Raw genomic sequence first — 15,220 nt, forward strand, 5'->3', positions numbered from 1 at the left:
GGGAGCCCACCACCAGGAGGGGCGGCACGTTCCTTTGCCGTCCCCTCCGACAGGAGTTCTCCCGATGAAGATCGGTCTTGGCCTGCCCGTCTCCGACCCGGTGGCGTTGCTCGACTGGGCCCGCCGCGCCGACGCCGGCCCGTTCAGCACCCTCGGCCTGCTCGACCGGCTCGTGTACGACAACCCGGAGCCACTCGTCACGCTCGGCGTGCTCGCCGGCGCCACGTCCCGCGTCCGGCTGCAGACGGAGGTCCTGCTCGCCCCGCTGCGCGAACCGGCGCTGCTGGCGAAGCAGGCCGCCACGCTGGACCGGCTGTCCGGCGGACGGTTCGTCCTCGGGCTCGGCGTCGGCGGCCGGCTCGACGACCACCTCGCCTCGGGCACCGACATCCGCACTCGCGGCCGCCGCCTCGACGAGCAGATGGCGGTGATGCGCCGCGTCTGGACCGGTGAGCCGTACAGCGACGAGGTCGGCCCGATCGGCCCCGCGCCCGCCCGGCCCGGTGGTCCCGAGGTGCTGTTCGGCGGCTTCCAGCCCGCCGCGCTCGCCCGCGTCGCCCGCTGGGGTGACGGGTTCCTCGCCGCGGCGCCGCCGTCGTGGGCGGGCAGGCTGTTCGACACCGTCCGCACGTCGTGGGCCGAGCACGGCCGCGACGGCGCACCCCGGATCGTCGCCCAGGTCAACGTGGCGCTCGGGCCCGAGGTCGAGCAGGCCCGCGCCGCGATGGCCGCGTACTACGCGTTCACCGGCCGCGCGCGGTACATGGTCGACGGCCTGCTCACCACGCCGCGGGGGATCCGCGACGCCATCCGGCAGTTCGCCGACCTCGGCGCGGACGAGGTGGTGCTGTACTGCCACGGCCGCGACCCCGAACAGGTCACGCTGCTCGCTGACCTCGTCGGCTGACCAGTTCGAACCCCGTGATCCCGGCCAGGTACAGGACGGTCGCCGCCACGATGAGGGCCACCGACTCGCCGTTGGCCGGGATCACGGTGGCCGCGATCGCCACCGCAAGCGCTTGCGTGATGTTGAACAGCATGTCGTAGAGGGCGAACACCCGGCCGCGGGCCTCGTCGCCGATGTCGCGCTGGACGGCCGCGTCCACGCACAGCTTCACGACCTGTCCGGTGTAGGCGATCAGGAACGCGGCCGCCAGCGTGGTCGGCAGCAGCATCGGCAGGCCGAGCCCGAACTGGGACAGGGCGGCCACGCCCAGCGCGATGAACACCGTCCGCTTGCGCCCCAGCGCCGTGACCAGGCGCGCGGTGGTCAGGCCCGCGACGAAGATGCCGACCCCACCCGCGCCGAGCACCACGCCGAGACCGGGCAGCCCGGCCTCGATCGGCCCCCAGTCCTCGAAGCTGTAGCGCATCAGGATCACGGTCAGCAGCAGGGAGATGCCGAACGCGGCGCGGTGCGCGAGCAGCGCGCAGAACCCGGCGGCGACCGTCGGCGTGCGCACGGCGACCCGGCCGCCGTCGAACAACCCGTTCGCGACGGCCGCGATGGCCGTGGCCGGTTCGACGATCCGGTCGGGCCCGAGCGCGCCGCGGGCGAACCGGGCCGCGAGCCACGCGGCAAGCACCGACCCGATGACGGCGACCGCCGCGGTCAGCCCCGACCCCGCGTTGTCCGCCCCGAACACGGCGCGCAGCCCGACCGCGCACCCGCCGCCGAGCACGGAGATCACCGCGCCGAGCGTGACCGCCAGCGCGTTCGCCTCGACGAGGTTGGGCACCGGCACCACGTGCGGCAGCGACGCGGACAGCCCGGCGCCGACGAACCGGCTGATGCCGATGACGATCAACGCGAGCAACAGGATCGGGAACCCCGCCACCCCGGTGCCGACACAGATCGCCGACAGCAGGATCAGGGCGCCGCGGGTCAGGTTCGCCACGACCAGGACCCGGCGGCGGTCCCACCGGTCGAGCAGCGCGCCGGCGAACGGCCCGATGACCGAGTACGGCAGCAGCAGCACGACGAACCCGGCCGCGATCTCCGCCGGGGAGACCGCCCGTTCCGGGTTGAACACGACCGCGCCCGCCAGCCCGGTCTGGAACAGCCCGTCGCCCCACTGCGAGGAGAACCGGCTGAACAGCAGCCTGCGGAAACCGTCGATCGCGAGCAGCCGACGGGCACCGATCCTGATGTGGTGTGGATCGAACACGTCAGCGGAGGTGGTCACGGTGGTTGAGCCTATGGGACGGAATCGGCCGGGGAGCGCCCCCAGACCCCTGGGATCCGAACGGCGGGTGTGCCACTCGCGTGACGCACCCGCCGTTCGAACGGCTGGGCACCCGGTCGCCTCTCGGCGGTTGGCGCGACGTGGCTCCTGCCGAACGGTATTCCACGAAGGCAATTCTGGTTGAGCCCGGGGGACACAATGGTGTCCAGCCACCTCCTCCAACGAGGAGGCCCCTCCCATTGTTCCCCAGGTACCGTAGGCATGCTGGATTCCCGCTGAATGAATGGGATCATGTCCTGGTGCGATCCGACGCTCCCGACGCGGCCGTTGAGCCGGGCACGCTGCTCGTCGCGGCACCCAGTCTGACCGACTCGAACTTCCGCCGGACCGTCGTGTTCGTGATAGACCACCGCGGCGAAGGCACCCTCGGCGTCGTGCTGAACCGGCCGAGCGAGGTCCCGGTCGACGACGTGCTGCCCAACTGGGGTCCGCACGTGACGAACCCGGGCTCGGTGTTCGTCGGCGGCCCGGTCGAGCAGAAGACGGCCCTCTGCCTGGCCTCCCTGCGCACCGGCGAGGAGGCGAACGGGGTGAAGGGGCTGATCGGGGTGCGCGGCCCGGTCGCGCTCGTCGACCTCGACGCCGACCCCGAGGTGCTGGTGCCCAAGTTCAAGGGCCTGCGCGTGTTCGCGGGCTACGCCGGCTGGGACGTCGGCCAGGTCGCGGGCGAGATCGAGCGCGGTGACTGGATCGTGGTCCCGGCGCTGCCGAGCGACGTGCTGGCGCCGACGGACCAGGACCTGTGGGGCCGGGTGCTGCGGCGGCAGGGGATGCCGCTGGCGTTACTCGCCACCCACCCCGGCGACGTCCGCACCAACTGAGTCCTTCTTCAGCGCGGCGGCACCGCAGCCGCCGCACTGGCAGCCCTTGCAGCCCGCGGGCAGCTCCGGCTCCGGCTCGGGCACGGCTTCCGCGGCCCGGTGCCCCAGCACCCCGCCCGCCCCGGCGATGACCAGCGTGCCGAGCAGTGCGATGACCGAGGTCACGACGATCGCGGCGGTGCCGGTCATGGCGAGCGCGATGCCGCCGCCCGCGATCCCGACCACCCCGGCGACCGCGATGGGCAGCCCGGCGACCTTGTTGCCGACCCGGAACGTCTCGTCGTCGCGCAGGGTCGCGGGGGTGCGCACACCACCGAACCGGTTGCGCGGCAACCGCTCGAGGAACCCGAGCACACCGACGGACGCGACGACCAACCCGACCACCAGCGGAACCAGCGCGACTACGAACACGAGTCGATGGTAAGCCGGGACCACACCCGGCCCGCGTACCAGGTCGTCCACAGCGACAGCAGCCCGACCACGGCGAGCAGCAGGAACACGCTCAACCCGGCCATGACGTCCGGGGACAGCAGGTAGACGAGCGGCACTCGCAGCACCGCCTCGGCCAGCAGTGCGATTCCCCACACCACCGACATCAGCACGAACGCACGCCGGTACGCGGGCTCCCGGTCGATCTCGGCCCGCTTCTCCGCGCTCGCCCCGGCCCGCACGGCGACCAGGATCAACGGGTTGCTCCGTGCTGTCGCCAGCAGCACGAGCGCGGCGGCACCTGTTCCGAACGACTCCTTGACCAGGATGAACCGGGCGTCACCGGACACGAACGACAGTACGAGCCCGACCGCGAGCACGGCCGTCAGCAGCGCGGCGATCCCGTCGAACCTCCGGTGCCGCGCGGCCACCCACCCGATCCGCAGCGCGGCGAGCACGGCCCCGGCCAGCAACGCGACCTGCTCGGTCTGCCCGGCAAGCCGCATGCCGTAGTACGCGGCGAGCGGCAGCCCGGCGTCCCACAGCAGGAGCGCGATCACCGGACGAACTCCAGGAGGCGCGCGTTGACCGCGTCCGGCGACTCACCGGCGATGGCGTGCGTCGCGTCCGGCCACAGCTCGGCTCGCACGTCCGGCAGCAGCGCCTCCGCGCGGGCGACGGCCCGCTGGGCGTCGTGCATGACGCTGCGGCCCGCGATCAGCGCGAGCACCGGAAGCGTGACCGACCGGAGTTGCTCGTCGGTGAACAGCGCGGGGACGGGCAGTGCGATCGTGAACGTCCGCAGGCCCTCGTCGATGATCGTCGCCACCGGGTCGTCGGCGGACACCTCGGCGCCGCCCGCGGTCCACCGCAGGAACGAGGGCCGGGCCCACCGCCGGATACCCGGGATGAGCGTGAGCGTCGTCCGCACCAGCAGCGGCACCGGGAACTCCGCGAACGTGCGCACCGGGTCGATCACCGTCAGCGACGCGAGCCGCGCCGGTGCGCGCACGGCCTGGTTCATGGCGAGCCAGCCGCCGAACGAGTACCCGACGAGGTGCACCCGGTCCAGGTCCAGCCCGGCGAGCACGGCGTCGATCCACGCGGCCTGGTCGGCTGCGTCGCGGATCGGCGCGGTCTGCTCGCTGCGGCCCGGCTCACCGAGCAGGTCGACGGTCCACACCGGGTGCTCGGCGGCGAGCGCGGCGAGGTTGGGCTCCCACATGATCGAGGTGCCCGCCCGGCCCGGCAGCAGCACGAGCGGTGCCGGGCCCGGTTCCCCGAACCGGTAGACCCGCGCGGTGCCGAAGTCCGTCGGCACGTCGTGCTGCTCCTCGGGCGCGGGCAGCGTGGTGAACGCCTTGTCGTAGGCCGCGTCGTACTCGGCGCGCGCCCGTGCGGACAGGAACCCCATCCATGCCTCCCCCGTTTGACGATACGATCGGATCGTAAACAGGCTGCCGGATTTTTGCAATCCGAACGTATTGCGAAGGGGTGCGATGCCGAAGCGGGTCGACCACGAGGAACGGCGACGGCTGATCGCGGCGGCGGTCCGGCGCATCGCCGCCGACCGCGGCCTGGAGGCGGTGAGCCTCGGCGAGGTCGCGGCCGAGGCGGGCATCTCGAAGGGCCTGGTGCAGCACTACTTCCCGACCAAGGACGCGATGCTCCGGTACGCCACCGGCACGCTCCGCACCCAGGTCGAGGACCGCGTCGGCGTCCCGGCCACGCTCCGGGACCTGGTCGTCGCGCTGCTCCCGCTCGACGCGGCGGGCCGCGCGGAAGCGCTGGTGGCGAACGCGTTCCTGGTCCGCGCGCTCAAGGACGAGGAGATCGCGGACCGCTTCCGCACCGGCCACGCCCAGCTGACCGAGGCGCTGGCCACGATGATCGCCGCGGCCCAGGCCGACGGCGCCCTGGCGGCCGACCTCGACCCGGCCAGGGAGGCGGACCTGCTGCTGGCGGTCGTGAGCGGCCTCGGTGACGCGGTCCTGCTCGGCCACCGCACCCCGGAGGACGCCGTCGCCCTGGTGGAACACCACTTGTCCCGGTTGGAGCCCTGACGAACGGGGTTGGCCTGCGCGATAGACTGGTGGTATGAGCGCCGGACGCCTGCTCCTTAGCCGGCCGCGCTGACCGACCTACCAGGTCAGTGCGGCTAACCCCTCGTGCCCTGCGGCAGAGGGGTTTTTTGTGTTCCGGAGCAGAGCAACCAGGGAAGGACCCACGATGAGTGACGCCGCCGCAGTAGCCGGCTCGGAGGCCGTGCCCGAACACCGCTACACGGCCGCGCTGGCCAACTCCATCGAGAAGCGGTGGCAGGAGCACTGGGCCGAGCACGGGACGTTCGAGGCGCCGAACCCGGTCGGCCCGCTGAAGGGCGACGTGCCCGACGACAAGCTGTTCGTGCAGGACATGTTCCCGTACCCGTCGGGCGCGGGCCTGCACGTCGGTCACCCGCTGGGCTTCATCGGCACCGACGTCTTCGCGCGCTACCACCGCATGACCGGCCGCAACGTCCTGCACACCATGGGCTTCGACGCGTTCGGCCTGCCCGCCGAGCAGTACGCGGTGCAGACCGGCCAGCACCCGCGCAAGACGACCGAGGAGAACATCGACCGGTACCTGCGGCAGATCCGCAGGCTGGGCCTGGGTCACGACGAGCGCAGGCGCATCGCCACGACCGACCTGGCGTACTACCGCTGGACGCAGTGGATCTTCCTGCAGATCTTCAACTCCTGGTACGACGAGGACCAGCGGAAGGCCCGCCCGATCGCCGAGCTGGAGGCCGAGTACGCGTCCGGCATGCGCACGGCCGCGGACGGCCGCCCGTGGGCGGAGCTGTCGCGGGTCGAGCAGCGCAAGGTCATCGACTCGCACCGGCTGGTCTACCTGTCCGACGCGCCCGTCAACTGGTGCCCCGGGCTGGGCACGGTGGTGGCGAACGAGGAGGTCACCGCCGACGGCAAGAGCGAGCGCGGCAACTTCCCCGTGTTCCGCAAGAACCTGCGCCAGTGGATGATGCGGATCACCGCGTACGCCGACCGCCTGGTCGACGACCTGGACCTGCTGGAGTGGCCGGAGAAGGTCAAGTCCATGCAGCGCAACTGGATCGGCCGCTCGAAGGGCGCGCACATCCGGTTCCCGGTGCCCGGGGACGTGATCGAGGTCTTCACCACCCGCCCCGACACCGTGTTCGGCGCGACGTACATGGTGCTGGCGCCCGAGCACCACCTGGTGGACCGGCTGGTGCCGGACGCGTGGCCGGCGGGCACGGACGAGCGGTGGACCGGCGGGCACGCGACGCCGAAGGAGGCCGTGGCCGCGTACCGCCGCGCCGCGTCGCAGAAGTCCGAGCTGGACCGCCAGGAGAACAAGGAGAAGACCGGTGTGTTCGTGGGTGTCCACGCCACGAACCCGGTCAACGACACCCGGATCCCGGTGTTCATCGCCGACTACGTGCTGATGGGCTACGGCACCGGCGCGATCATGGCGGTGCCCGGCCAGGACCAGCGCGACTGGGACTTCGCGACGGTGTTCGGCCTGGACATCGTCCGCACGGTCCAGCCGTCGGAAGGCTTCGACGGCGAGGCCTACACGGGCGAGGGACCGGCGATCAACTCGGGCTTCCTGAACGGCATGGACGTCGACGAGGCCAAGAAGACGATCATCTCGTGGCTGGAGCAGAACGGCCACGGCGAGGGCAGGCTGCAGTACAAGCTGCGCGACTGGCTGTTCGCCCGCCAGCGCTACTGGGGCGAGCCGTTCCCGATCGTCTACGACGAGGACGGTCTGCCGCGCGCACTGCCCGAGTCGATGCTGCCGGTCGAGCTGCCCGAGGTGGACGACTACTCGCCGAGGACGTTCGACCCGGAGGACGCCGACTCCGAGCCGTCGCCGCCGCTGTCGCGCGCGTCGGAGTGGATCGAGGTCGAGCTGGACCTGGGCGACGGGGTCAAGAGGTACCGCCGCGACGCGAACGTGATGCCGCAGTGGGCGGGTTCGTGCTGGTACCAGCTGCGCTACGTGGACCCGACCGACGAGGAACGGTTCTGCGAGCCGGAGAACGAGCGCTACTGGCTGGGCCCGCAGCCGCAGGTCCACGGCCCGGACGACCCGGGCGGCGTCGACCTGTACATCGGCGGCATCGAGCACGCCGTGCTGCACCTGCTGTACTCGCGGTTCTGGCAGAAGGTGCTGTACGACCTGGGCCACGTGTCGGCGAAGGAGCCGTACCGGCGCCTGTTCAACCAGGGCTACATCCAGGCCTACGCCTACACCGACGCGCGGGGCGTGTACGTCCCGGCGGAGGAGGTCGTCGAGCGCGACGGCAAGTACTTCTGGCACGACCAGGAGGTCAAGCAGGAGTACGGGAAGATGGGCAAGAGCCTGAAGAACGTCGTCACGCCGGACGAGATGTGCGAACGGTACGGCGCGGACACGTTCCGGTTCTACGAGATGGCCATGGGCCCCATGGACGTGTCCCGGCCGTGGGCGACCAAGGACGTCGTGGGCGCGCAGCGGTTCCTGCAGCGCATGTGGCGCAACGTGGTCGACGAGACCACCGGTGAGGTCCACGTGTCGGACGAGGAGCCGGACGAGGCGACGCTGCGCGCACTGCACAAGGCCATCGACGGCGTCCACGCCGACTACGCGAACATGCGCTTCAACACGGCGGGCGCGAAGCTGATCGAGCTGAACAACCACGTGACCAAGACGTACGGCACCAAGCCGGCGCCGAGGTCCGTGGTGGAGCCGATGGTGCTGATGCTGGCCCCGCTGTGCCCGCACATCGCGGAGGAGATGTGGGCGGCCCTGGGCCACGAAGGCTCCCTGGCCCACGGCCCGTTCCCGGTCGCGGACGAGAAGTACCTGGTCGAGGACACGGTCGAGTACCCCATCCAGGTCAACGGCAAGGTCCGCGCCCGCGTCACGGTTCCCGCGTCGGCCGGTCAGGACGAGGTCAAGGCCGCCGCCCTGGCGGAGGAGAAGGTCGTGGCACTGACCAACGGCGGCGAGCCCCGCAAGGTCATCGTCGTCCCGGGCCGCCTGGTGAACGTCGTCCTCTGACACGAAACGGCTGTGAACCCCCTTAACGCTTGACATCGTTAAGGGGGTTCACGGAAACTCCCTTCATGCCCGGGGGACACGACACGACGCTGGTCGGCCTGGCCGACGTGGCCAAGCTCGCCGGTGTCACCCGGCCTGCCGTCAGCAACTGGCGGCGCAGGCACGACGACTTCCCCGCGCCGGTCCGGGAGACGGGTGCGGTCAGCCTGTTCTCCCTGCCCGAGATCCGGGCGTGGCTCGCGGAACACGGCAAGGGGCTGGCGCCGCCGTCGGCGCGCGCCGAGGTCGCGGCCGCGCTCAACAGGGTGCGGGGTGCCGTCACCGTCACGTCGGTGGTCGAGATGTGCCTGAAGGTGCTCGCCGTGCTGGTCACCGACGAGAACAGCGCGGACCACGACTTCCGCACCCTCGTCGGCCGGGGTGAGGAACTGGTGGGCGACGACCTGTCGCGAGGATGGCTCGCCGACCCGGACGACGTGGCGAACGCGACGCCGATGCTGGCCTCGCTACCCCGGCTCGTCAGTGAGCACGGCGCGGTCGCGGTCTGCGAGGCCCTGCTCGCCGAGGCCGCCGACCAGGAGCGCCGAGCTCCCTGGCTGCTCACCGCACCCGGTCTCGTCGATCTCGTGCTCGCCCTCGCCGAGCCCCACCTCCGCGGCACGGTCTACGACCCGGCCTGCGGTCTCGGCACGCTCCTGATGGCCGCGCACGAACGGGCGGGCGACCGGGTCGAGCTGGTCGGCGACAACGAGAACCGCCGCGCACACATGGTCGCCACGCTGCGGGCGCTCATTCACGGCGTCCCCGTCACGCTCCACGGTGCGGACGGGTGGGCCCACCGCAGGACCGCCGACGTGGTCCTCGCCGCGGCCCCGGCCACCCACGACACCGGTGCGGCCATGGTCTGGTGGACCGCCCGCTCGCTCAACCCCGGCGGGCACGGCTTCACCGTGTCGCCCCGCCCGGTGCTCGTGCGCGGCGGCGAGGACCGGCGAATTCGCGCGGAACTGGTCCGCGACGGCATGGTCGAAGCGGTGGTCGAACTGCCACCCGGGCTGTACGACGGCACCACCGCACGATCCGCGTTGTGGTTGCTGCGGCCACGTGGTGGTGCGCGATCCGACGTCCTGCTCGTCGACGCGTCCGGGGCGTCCGTCCGGCGGGAAGCCAGGCCGGAGCTCGACAAGCACGACATCGCCGCCGTCGTGGCGACGGTGCGCACATGGCGTGCTCACGGCAAGCCCGAGCCGACCGGGTTCCCGGCGGTCGTGGTGGCACGCAGCCGGCTCATGACCGGGGAATGCCGGATGGACGTCGCGTCCTGGACCGAGCCCGACGACGCCGCCGACGTGGTCGAACGGTTCGGCGCCGCGCTGTCGCGGATCAGCAGGAAAGCCGACGAACTCGCCGCCGCCACGCTCCCTCCCGAACTCGTCGTCGCCGACGTGGACCGGCGGCCGGTCCACGAACTGGTGCGCGCCGGTGACGCCGAACTGCTTCGCGGTGTGCGGTTGCCGCCGGCCCGCATCGGCCGAGGTGGCACTCCGGTCGTCAGCGAGGACGACCTCCAGGACGACTGGACCGCCCGCGTGACCGTGACCGCCGACGTGCCCGCGAGCCGGCGCGATCTGCCGCTGACGCGGCGTGGCGACGTGCTGATCTCGGTGAGCGACCAGCGAGTGCGGGCCGCGGTGGTGGAACAGGAGGGGGCCGTCGTGCTCGCCCCACTGCAGTGCCTGCGGCTGCGCAGGTCGTCGGCCGCACGCGCGCGGGTGATCGCCGCGCAGCTGTCCGGCGGCAGGGATCCGGTGCGCTACTCGGAGGTCCGCAACCTCGACGTGCGCTGGCCGAGCGACGACGAGTGCGCGCGGATCGCGCGGATGCTCGACCACGTCGCCGAGCTGCGCAGGACCGCGGCGGAGGCCGCCGACGCGGCGGAAGCACTCACGTCCGGCGCACTCGCCGCGCTCTCGGCGGGCGCGATTCCCGTGCCCGACCGGTGGGAGGCGCCATGACGACCCTGTTGTGGCTGGCGCCGGTGCTGACCGCCGGGATCAGCGCTCTCGCGTGGCTCGTCGTGGCGCTCAAGCGGCTCGCGGTCGCGAACGAGCGGACCAAGCAGGCGTTGACCGGCTGTCCCGCCGCGGACCGGGCGGCGGTGCTGGAGGCGGCGGGCCGGTACGCGAAGAGCCTCGGTGGTGAGCGGATGCCGTTCCGCAGGGTGCGGTGACGTGGACCGCGCCACTGGCATCGATCGCTCGGGGGGCTACGCGACCGATGCCAGCGGCGCGAAGCCCGGCCGGAGCCGGGCCCCGACGCTCGGCTTTGCCGGCGTTGGGGCTCTGATGTCTCAGAGACGGGGAACATTGTGGCACCCCGTACGCCTGTGGCTGACTAATCGTTAGCAGTTGCGCACGAATCACCGGATGGCGTACTCACTCGGTTGCGAAGAGTGTTCACATCGCGGCCCTGGCGTCGATGAATGCCTCGACCGCGCGCTCCACGTCCTCGGTCGAGTGGGCCGCGGACATCTGGGTGCGGATGCGTGCCTTGCCGTGCGGCACCACTGGGTACGAGAAGCCGATGACGTAGACACCGCGTTCGAGCAGGAGGTCCGCCATCCGGCCGGCGAGAGCCGCGTCACCGATCATCACCGGGATGATCGGGTGTTCGCCGGGCAGCAGGTCGAAGCCCGCCGCCGTCATCTTCCCGCGGAACAGCTCCGTGTTGGCGCGCAGGCGGGCGAGCAGCTCGCCGGACGACTCCAGCAGGTTCAGCGCGGCCAGCGCCGTCGCCGTGATCGACGGGGCAAGGGAGTTCGAGAACAGGTACGGCCGGGACCGCTGGCGCAGCATCTCCACGATCTCCGCGCGGCCGGACGTGTAGCCGCCGCTGGCGCCACCGAGCGCCTTGCCGAGGGTGCCGGTCACGACGTCGACCCGGTCCTGGACGCCGAACAGCTCCGGCGTGCCCCGGCCCGTCGGGCCGACGAACCCGACCGCGTGCGAGTCGTCGACCATCACCAGCGCGTCGTACCGGTCGGCGAGTGCGCAGATCTCGTCCAGCGGCGCGAGGTAGCCGTCCATCGAGAAGACGCCGTCCGTCGCGATCAGGCGGTACCGGGCACCTTCCGCCTCCTTGAGCCGGCGCTCCAGGTCGGCCATGTCCCGGTTCTTGTACCGCAGCCGCTGCGCCTTGCACAGGCGGATGCCGTCGATCACCGACGCGTGGTTCAGCTCGTCGGAGATCACCGCGTCGTCCGGGCCCAGCACGGTCTCGAACAGGCCCGCGTTCGCGTCGAAGCAGGAGCTGTAGAGGATCGTGTCCTCGGTGCCGAGGAACTCGGACAGCTTCGCCTCGAGCTCCTTGTGCGGTTCCTGGGTGCCGCAGATGAAGCGCACGGACGCCATGCCGAAGCCCCACCGGTCGAGCGCGTCCTTCGCCGCCTGGACCAGCGCGGGGTGGTCGGCGAGGCCGAGGTAGTTGTTGGCGCAGAAGTTCAGCACCTCGGCGTCCGACCCGACCCGGACCGCCGCGTTCTGCGGGGTCGAGATCACGCGTTCCGCCTTGTAGAGCCCCGCGGCCCGGATCTCGTCGAGCTCCGACCGCAGGTTCTCGCGCATGGCACCGAACATCAGGACTCCGTCCAATCCAGGATGACCTTGCCGCACCGGCCGTCGCGCGCGGTGGCGAACGCGGCCTCGTGCTCCGTGTAGTGGAACCGGTGGGTGATCACCGGGGAGATGTCCAGCCCCGCCTGTAGCAGGACCGACATCGCGTACCAGGTCTCGAACATCTCGCGGCCGTAGATGCCCTTGATCGTCAGCATCTTCAGCACCACGTGCGACCAGTCGATGGGGATCTCGTTCGCGGGCAGGCCGAGCATCGCGATCCGCCCGCCGTGCGTCATGTTCGCGATCATCTCGCGCAGCGCCGACGGCTGGCCGGACATCTCCATGCCGACGTCGAAGCCCTCGCTCATCCGCAGCTGGTCGTACACGTCCGCGATCTTCGTGGTGGCCACGTTCAGCGCCAGGTCCACGCCGATCTTGCGGGCCAGCTCCAGCCGCGGCTCGGACACGTCGGTGATCACCACGTGCCGGGCGCCCGCGTGCTTCGCGACCGCCGCCGCCATCAGGCCGATCGGGCCCGCGCCGGTGATCAGCACGTCCTCGTTCAGCACCGGGAACGACATCGCGGTGTGCACGGCGTTGCCGAACGGGTCGAAGATCGCGGCCACGTCCAGGTCCACCTGGTGGGTGTGCACCCACGCGTTCTGCTCCGGCAGCACCGCGTACTCCGCGAACGCGCCCGCCGTGTGCACGCCGAGCCCGACGGTGTTGGCGCACAGGTGCCTGCGGCCGGCCTTGCAGTTGCGGCAGGTGCCGCAGATGAGGTGCCCCTCGCCGGAGACGAGGTCGCCCACCTTCACCTTCGTGACGGCGGCGCCGACCTCCACGACCTCGCCGACGAACTCGTGCCCGACCACGAGCGGCGGGGAGATGGTGTTCGCCGCCCACTCGTCCCACGACTGGATGTGCAGGTCGGTGCCGCAGATCCCGGTGCGCAGCACGCGGATCAGCACGTCCCCCGGGCCGGCGGCGGGCTCGGGCACTTCCGTCAGCTCCAGCCCGGGTCCCTGGGCCACTTTGACCAGAGCCTTCAACTCGTCCTCCTCAGTCCGCCGCGCGGGTGATCCGCAACGACGAGTGGATCAGCAGGTTGCCGATGCGCACGTAGCTCGGCCTGCGGATCACCAGCGAACCCGCGGTGACCGAACCGGACAGCACGAACCTCGGCCGCCCGGTCCCGCTGCCGACCTTGTCCTTGATGCTGCCCGCGGTCATCCGGACCTCGTCGTGCACCACCGACGCGCCGTCGGGCAGCACGAGCCGGACCGACCCGCCGCCGCAGTTCAGCTCGATCCGCACCTCGCTGTGCGGGATGCGGGCCTCGGAGAAGTCCAGGTCGGTCGACCCGAGCCGGTTGTAGATCACCAGCTCGCGCGGCACCGACCAGTTCCCGTTCCGCTTGAGCGTGGCGAAGCTGGCACGCAGCTCCACCGGCTTCTCCCGCACGGGTGCCCGCGTGTCCGTGTGCGTGACGCCCGGGAGGTCGACGAGCACCGCGTTCAGCTCGCCGCGGGTCTTCGCGGCCAGCGCCTTGTCGGTGCGCTCGGTGAACTCGTCGAGCGACAGCATCCCGTGGCCGATGGCCTTCTGCAGCACGTTCACCACGTGCGTGCGTTCGGCGTCGGACACCCGCAGCTCTCGCGGGTCGACGGGGCCGACCGCCCCGGGTTGCTCGCTCACGTTGATCACTCCCCCACGGTGCCGTCCGCGTTGATCCGCCCGAACCGGGCGTACGGGACCAGCGCGGGCGGGATCACGACCGATCCGTCCGCCTGCTGGCCCTGTTCCAGGATCGCCACCAGTGTGCGCCCGATCGGCAGCCCGGAACCGTTCAGGGTGTTGGCGAACCCGCGTGTGCCGTCCTTGGCCTTCGTCCTGATGCCCGCCCGGCGGGCCTGGAACGTGCCGAAGTCCGACACGCTCGAGATCTCCCGGTACCGCTGCTGGCCGGGCAGCCACACCTCGATGTCGTAGGTCCGCTCGGCCGAGAACCCGATGTCGCCCGCCGCGAGCTTCACCACCCGGTACGCGAGGCCCAGCTCCCGCAGGCACGCCTCGGCGTGCGACAGCAGCACGTCGAACTCCTCGGCCGCGCGCTCCGGCGTGCAGAACCGGACCAGCTCGACCTTCTGGAACTGGTGCAGGCGGATCAGGCCGCGGGTGTCCTTGCCGTACGAGCCCGCCTCCGACCGGAAGCACGGCGTGTTCGCGGTGTAGGCGAACGGCAGCTCCTCCGCGGCGAGCGTCTCGCCGGCGTGCAGGTTCGTCAGCGGCACCTCGGCCGTCGGGATCAGGTACAGGTCGCGCTCGGCCACGTCGGTGCGGAACAGGTCCTGCTCGAACTTCGGCAGCTGCCCGGTGCCGGTCATGGTCGGCCGGTTCACGATCACCGGCACGCCGAACTCGGTGTACCCGTGCCGCTCGGTGTGCAGTTCGAGGAGGAACGCGGCGATCGCCCGTTCCAGCCGCGCGCCCGCGCCGCGGGTCACGCTGAACCGGGGACCGGACAGCTTGGTGGCACGCGGGAAGTCGAAGATGCCGAGCTTCTCCCCGAGCTCGACGTGGTCCTTCGGCTCGAAGTCGAACGACGGCGGCTCGCCCCAGGTGCTGACCTGCTCGGCGTCCTCGTCGCTGTTGCCGTCGGGCAGGTCGTCGCTCGGCAGGTTCGGGATGCCCAGCATCACCTCGTCCAGCTCCGCGGCGAGCCTGCGCTGCTGCTCCTCGAGCTCCTGCACGCGGGCCTTCAGCGCGCGGGCCTTCTCCTTGAGCTCGGTCACGTCCTCGCCGCGCTTGGCGGCGGCGCCGACCTCCTTGGCGACCCGGTTGGCCTCCGCGCGGGACTCGTCCGTCTGCCCGATCACCGCCGTGCGCTGGGAGAACAGCTTCTCCAGCGCGGCCAGGTCGAGGGTGAAGCCGCGGCGCGCGAGCTTGCGCACGGCATCCGTGGCCGGGTCGAGCAGAAGGCGCGGGTCATGCATGCGGGCCAGCTTAATGAGCGGAGCTTGCGGAGCGATCGTCGCTA

14 protein-coding genes are annotated in these 15,220 nt (G+C 71.5%); 6 read left to right on the forward strand and 8 right to left on the reverse strand.

Going from position 1 to position 15,220, the window contains the following annotated elements; translation table 11 throughout:
* Nucleotides 1-64: 64 nt before the first annotated feature.
* Nucleotides 65-907: an LLM class flavin-dependent oxidoreductase gene (locus tag ACYQ77_RS20270; RefSeq protein ID WP_459713512.1), complete on the forward strand. Its 843-nt coding sequence runs from the start codon at nucleotides 65-67 to the stop codon at nucleotides 905-907.
* On the opposite strand, the gene ACYQ77_RS20275 is transcribed toward ACYQ77_RS20270, so the two are convergent.
* Nucleotides 879-2,186 carry an MFS transporter gene (locus tag ACYQ77_RS20275; protein ID WP_459713514.1) on the reverse strand — a complete coding sequence of 436 codons (1,308 nt, stop codon included), beginning with the start codon at nucleotides 2,184-2,186 and terminating at the stop codon, nucleotides 879-881. The genes ACYQ77_RS20270 and ACYQ77_RS20275 overlap by 29 nt on opposite strands.
* A gap of 299 nt (nucleotides 2,187-2,485) precedes the next feature.
* Here ACYQ77_RS20275 and ACYQ77_RS20280 point away from each other — a divergent pair, with 299 nt between their 5' ends.
* Entirely contained in the window at nucleotides 2,486-3,067 is a 582-nt protein-coding gene (locus ACYQ77_RS20280; protein ID WP_311771071.1) for a YqgE/AlgH family protein, read from the forward strand.
* On the opposite strand, the gene ACYQ77_RS20285 is transcribed toward ACYQ77_RS20280, so the two are convergent.
* Genes ACYQ77_RS20285 through ACYQ77_RS20295 form a run of 3 tightly spaced genes read right to left on the reverse strand, consistent with a single transcriptional unit; the run spans nucleotide 3,029 to nucleotide 4,910 of the window.
* Nucleotides 3,029-3,478, reverse strand: coding sequence for an SdpI family protein (locus ACYQ77_RS20285; RefSeq protein WP_459713516.1), 450 nt, complete (start codon nucleotides 3,476-3,478; stop codon nucleotides 3,029-3,031). The two genes, ACYQ77_RS20280 and ACYQ77_RS20285, sit on opposite strands and share 39 nt — an antisense overlap.
* Nucleotides 3,469-4,056, reverse strand: a complete 588-nt coding sequence (locus ACYQ77_RS20290) for a VC0807 family protein (RefSeq protein WP_459713518.1) — start codon at nucleotides 4,054-4,056, stop codon at nucleotides 3,469-3,471. Before ACYQ77_RS20290 ends, ACYQ77_RS20285 begins: the two co-directional genes overlap by 10 nt.
* Nucleotides 4,053-4,910, reverse strand: a complete 858-nt coding sequence (locus ACYQ77_RS20295; RefSeq protein ID WP_459713520.1) for an alpha/beta fold hydrolase — start codon at nucleotides 4,908-4,910, stop codon at nucleotides 4,053-4,055. Before ACYQ77_RS20295 ends, ACYQ77_RS20290 begins: the two co-directional genes overlap by 4 nt.
* An 85-nt stretch (nucleotides 4,911-4,995) precedes the next feature.
* Here ACYQ77_RS20295 and ACYQ77_RS20300 point away from each other — a divergent pair, with 85 nt between their 5' ends.
* From ACYQ77_RS20300 to ACYQ77_RS20315, 4 genes are all read left to right on the forward strand, one after another.
* Entirely contained in the window at nucleotides 4,996-5,559 is a 564-nt protein-coding gene (locus ACYQ77_RS20300) for a TetR/AcrR family transcriptional regulator (protein WP_459713523.1), read from the forward strand.
* 166 nt (nucleotides 5,560-5,725) lie between these two features.
* A complete protein-coding gene (gene leuS / locus ACYQ77_RS20305; protein ID WP_459713525.1) occupies nucleotides 5,726-8,566 on the forward strand; it encodes a leucine--tRNA ligase in 2,841 nt (946 codons plus the stop codon).
* A 65-nt stretch (nucleotides 8,567-8,631) separates the two neighbouring features.
* Nucleotides 8,632-10,581, forward strand: a complete 1,950-nt coding sequence (locus tag ACYQ77_RS20310) for an N-6 DNA methylase (RefSeq protein WP_459713526.1) — start codon at nucleotides 8,632-8,634, stop codon at nucleotides 10,579-10,581.
* Nucleotides 10,578-10,796, forward strand: a complete 219-nt coding sequence (locus tag ACYQ77_RS20315) for a hypothetical protein (protein ID WP_459713528.1) — start codon at nucleotides 10,578-10,580, stop codon at nucleotides 10,794-10,796. Before ACYQ77_RS20310 ends, ACYQ77_RS20315 begins: the two co-directional genes overlap by 4 nt.
* 226 nt (nucleotides 10,797-11,022) lie before the next feature.
* Here ACYQ77_RS20315 and ACYQ77_RS20320 read toward each other — a convergent pair whose 3' ends face one another.
* Genes ACYQ77_RS20320 through serS form a run of 4 tightly spaced genes read right to left on the reverse strand, consistent with a single transcriptional unit; the run spans nucleotide 11,023 to nucleotide 15,176 of the window.
* Entirely contained in the window at nucleotides 11,023-12,201 is a 1,179-nt protein-coding gene (locus ACYQ77_RS20320; RefSeq protein WP_459713529.1) for a glycine C-acetyltransferase, read from the reverse strand.
* Nucleotides 12,201-13,232: an L-threonine 3-dehydrogenase gene (tdh, locus tag ACYQ77_RS20325; RefSeq protein ID WP_459713531.1), complete on the reverse strand. Its 1,032-nt coding sequence runs from the start codon at nucleotides 13,230-13,232 to the stop codon at nucleotides 12,201-12,203. Before tdh ends, ACYQ77_RS20320 begins: the two co-directional genes overlap by 1 nt.
* A gap of 10 nt (nucleotides 13,233-13,242) precedes the next feature.
* The gene (locus tag ACYQ77_RS20330; protein ID WP_459713533.1) at nucleotides 13,243-13,878 is read right to left on the reverse strand and encodes a DUF1707 SHOCT-like domain-containing protein; all 636 of its coding nucleotides are present in this window, start codon (nucleotides 13,876-13,878) and stop codon (nucleotides 13,243-13,245) included.
* 5 nt (nucleotides 13,879-13,883) lie between these two features.
* Nucleotides 13,884-15,176: a serine--tRNA ligase gene (gene serS / locus ACYQ77_RS20335; RefSeq protein WP_459713534.1), complete on the reverse strand. Its 1,293-nt coding sequence runs from the start codon at nucleotides 15,174-15,176 to the stop codon at nucleotides 13,884-13,886.
* Nucleotides 15,177-15,220: the final 44 nt, after the last annotated feature.

It is taken from the genome of Actinophytocola sp. KF-1 (assembly GCF_054661535.1).

What these genes read in the sequence shown, in the direction of transcription:
- ACYQ77_RS20270 (WP_459713512.1), top strand. Translation starts at nt 65, where the DNA reads ATGAAGATCGGTCTTGGCCTGCCCGTCTCCGACCCGGTGGCGTTGCTC.
- ACYQ77_RS20295 (WP_459713520.1), bottom strand. Translation starts at nt 4,910, where the DNA reads ATGGGGTTCCTGTCCGCACGGGCGCGCGCCGAGTACGACGCGGCCTAC.
- ACYQ77_RS20300 (WP_459713523.1), top strand. Translation starts at nt 4,996, where the DNA reads ATGCCGAAGCGGGTCGACCACGAGGAACGGCGACGGCTGATCGCGGCG.
- leuS (WP_459713525.1), top strand. Translation starts at nt 5,726, where the DNA reads ATGAGTGACGCCGCCGCAGTAGCCGGCTCGGAGGCCGTGCCCGAACAC.
- ACYQ77_RS20310 (WP_459713526.1), top strand. Translation starts at nt 8,632, where the DNA reads ATGCCCGGGGGACACGACACGACGCTGGTCGGCCTGGCCGACGTGGCC.
- ACYQ77_RS20315 (WP_459713528.1), top strand. Translation starts at nt 10,578, where the DNA reads ATGACGACCCTGTTGTGGCTGGCGCCGGTGCTGACCGCCGGGATCAGC.
- ACYQ77_RS20320 (WP_459713529.1), bottom strand. Translation starts at nt 12,201, where the DNA reads ATGTTCGGTGCCATGCGCGAGAACCTGCGGTCGGAGCTCGACGAGATC.
- serS (WP_459713534.1), bottom strand. Translation starts at nt 15,176, where the DNA reads ATGCATGACCCGCGCCTTCTGCTCGACCCGGCCACGGATGCCGTGCGC.